The following is a 2,943-nucleotide window of genomic DNA, read 5'->3' as shown; positions in this document are numbered from 1 at the left end:
ATCGATGGTTGATGTGGTAAGTCAAGGTTCTGTTAGACGTGGTCGTTTTTCGCCATATTTACCAGTTGAACATCCGGATATTATGGAGTTTTTGGAAATCGGTACCGAAGGAAATCCTATTCAAGAACTTACCCATGGCGTAACGGTGACCAATGATTGGATGCAGGAAATGATTGATGGCGACGACAGCAAACGTGCTATTTGGGCAAAAGTGCTTCAAAGAAGAGGAGAAATGGGCTATCCATATATTTTCTTTAAAGACAATGCCAACAATTTTGCTGCCGATGTTTATAAAGATAAAAACTTGCCTATTTATGCCAGTAATCTTTGTACCGAAATCATGTTGCCGTCTAATGACGATTGGTCTTTTGTATGCGTCTTATCATCAGTAAACCTGTTGCATTATGACCAATGGAAAAACACCGATGCGGTTGAAACCATGGTTTATTTCTTGGATGCTGTCATCACCGAGTTTATTGACAAACTAGAAGCTTATCGTGATTCTGATAGCAGAGAAGACCGACAAACCTTTTTGTTTATGGAACGCGCTTACAACTTTGCAAAAGATAACCGGGCTTTAGGATTGGGTGTTTTGGGTTGGCACTCGTTATTGCAATCAAAAATGTTGCCTTTAAACAGCGAAAAAGCATATAACCTAAACAATGAGATCTTTAAATTAATAAAAGAAAAATCCTATAAAGCATCGGAAGAATTGGCCCAAAAGTTTGGTGAACCAGAAGCTCTTAAAGGCTACAACCGACGTAATGCGACCTTAAATGCCATTGCTCCTACCACCTCATCGGCTTTTATCTTGGGTCAGGTATCACAAGGTATTGAGCCTATTTGGTCCAATGTGTATGTGAAAGATATTGCAAAGATAAAAACGACCATTAAGAACTCCTATTTGGAAAAATTGCTGGAAGAAAAAGGTCAAAACACGCAAGAAGTGTGGCGCGATATCCGTAATAATGACGGCTCAGTGCAACATCTCGATTTTTTAACTGAAAACGAAAAGGATGTTTTTAAAACCTACTCAGAAATTGACCAATTGGATTTGATTTACCAAGCTGCCCATCGTCAAAACTATATCGATCAAGGACAATCCTTAAATATCATTGTGCATCCAGAAATGCCGGTTAAAGAGATCAATAAAATTCACGTTACCGCTTGGAAACTCGGGTTAAAATCACTTTACTACCAGCACAGTATGAATGCCGCGCAGAAATTTGCACAAAAGAAAGAGTGTGCAAGTTGCGAAGCCTAATTATATTTTGAAATTGATTTTTAAATAAACGTTTCAAGAATTATAAAAACGGTTGTGAAGAAATAGCTTTACAACCGTTTTTTGTTTTTGGTAATGGCCGAAAAGCAATCTTTAGGTTGACATGCGATCTAAGGGCGAAACAACCTTGGTAAGCGTTGCGTCCGAAACCCTAGCGTAGATTTGTGTTGTGCGAATATCATTATGCCCCAAAAGCTTTTGAATAAGCGTAATATCTGTTCCAAATTCTAAAAGATGAGTGGCATAACTGTGCCTTAATCCATGAATACCAATGTTTTTATTGATTTTTGCCTTTTTCATTGCATTTTTAAAAACAAGTTGCGCACTTCGCACCGTATATTGCCCACCATATTGACCTTCAAAAAGAAAGAATTTTGGGAGATAAGCCCTATAGTAGCTGCGTAATTCCTTCAATACTGAATGTGGCAGATTGACATACCTGTCTTTTTTGCCTTTACCACGGTGTATGCGTACCTTCATTACTTTACTATCAATGTCTTCAATTTTAAGATTCACAATTTCACTGACACGCAACCCCATTCCGTAGCATAGTTGTAGAATAAGCCTATGCTTCATGTTGTCAGTCACTTCAAAGAGTTTTTTAACCTCCTCAAAATTCAATGATTTTGGCAAGAGCAAAGGTTTTTTGGGTCGAGGAATATCAAAAAACATTTTTTCGCGATGCAAAACTTTTTCGAAGTAAAACTTAATGGCATTCATTCTACTATGGATTTGGTTTTCCGAAAGCTTCAATTCTTTGGCACAGTACAAAAAATAGCTTTGTAGTTTTTCGGGCGAAAGGTTTTGTACAGGAAAATCTTTGAGCACATAAAGTAATTGTGCAAACTCAATGGAATAGGCACGAACAGTGTTTGGTGACAACCCCTTAAGCATAAGAATATTTTGATGTTTTTGAAATTCGGGGAAATTAATAGCAGATATTTTTGACAATACTTCTTTTCCTACATTATTTTGTTTTATGTCACAAATACTTCTATTATGTCTATTATCAGTTATATACCACGATTTTTGTGATGCTGACCAGTAGGCTTTGGTGGCTTGCTGCAACATGTCCTTTAATGATTTATCATAATCAAATTTTATCCAAATTACGTTTTTGCCACAATGCATTCCTAAGCTGATTTTAAAAAAATCAGGATTAAATTTGGACTTCGCATTTTGAGTATCCATAGAGTTTCGTATTTTAAATATCCATAAAGATATAAAATTGTAAACTATTAATAAATAGCCATATACTAGGTTTGGATAGGTTGTTGGGATTTCGCATATTTGTGAGTTGTAGGCAATTATTGGCTGAGAAAGTCTTGCAAGTAATCTTTAGCCGTTTTGCCATCTAAGTTGTTTTGGTGTTCGCACATATACTGAGCTAACGCCAATAACTGTTCGCTTCGCCCTACAACATCGTGTATGCGTAATTGCTTGGTTAGTAGCTTTTCAAGAGCAGTTATCCTATTTTCTCTGTACTTCTTATCAAACTCATTACTTGGTTCGGAAGCATAGTGCATTTCTGCAATCTCTCTAAATGTTTTCATATTCTAATTTAATTTATCGTTAATAATCAGCAACTACGCATACACGAGGAACGGCAGACTGTCTAAAAACCCATCCATAAACTTATTATCCAATAGATTAATAATTAG

At 36.4% G+C, this 2,943-nt stretch carries 3 protein-coding genes; 1 reads left to right on the top strand and 2 read right to left on the bottom strand.

The genetic code is table 11. The features are described from left to right. A partial coding sequence (locus VNJ50_RS08910) for a ribonucleotide-diphosphate reductase subunit alpha (protein WP_325581045.1) occupies positions 1-1,264 on the top strand: 1,264 nt, incomplete at its 5' end. Between the two features lie 111 nt (positions 1,265-1,375). Here VNJ50_RS08910 and VNJ50_RS08905 read toward each other — a convergent pair. Further along, complete coding sequence (locus VNJ50_RS08905; RefSeq protein WP_325581043.1) at positions 1,376-2,473, bottom strand: tyrosine-type recombinase/integrase; 1,098 nt, start codon at positions 2,471-2,473, stop codon at positions 1,376-1,378. Positions 2,474-2,589: 116 nt separating this feature from the next. After that, complete coding sequence (locus tag VNJ50_RS08900) at positions 2,590-2,835, bottom strand: hypothetical protein (protein WP_325581041.1); 246 nt, start codon at positions 2,833-2,835, stop codon at positions 2,590-2,592. Positions 2,836-2,943 lie beyond the last annotated feature (108 nt).

Source organism: Gelidibacter sp., from assembly GCF_035577925.1.
Classification (GTDB): domain Bacteria; phylum Bacteroidota; class Bacteroidia; order Flavobacteriales; family Flavobacteriaceae; genus Gelidibacter.
The sequence above is the reverse complement of the archived record's forward strand: the minus strand, read 5'-3'. Positions and strand labels throughout refer to the sequence as shown.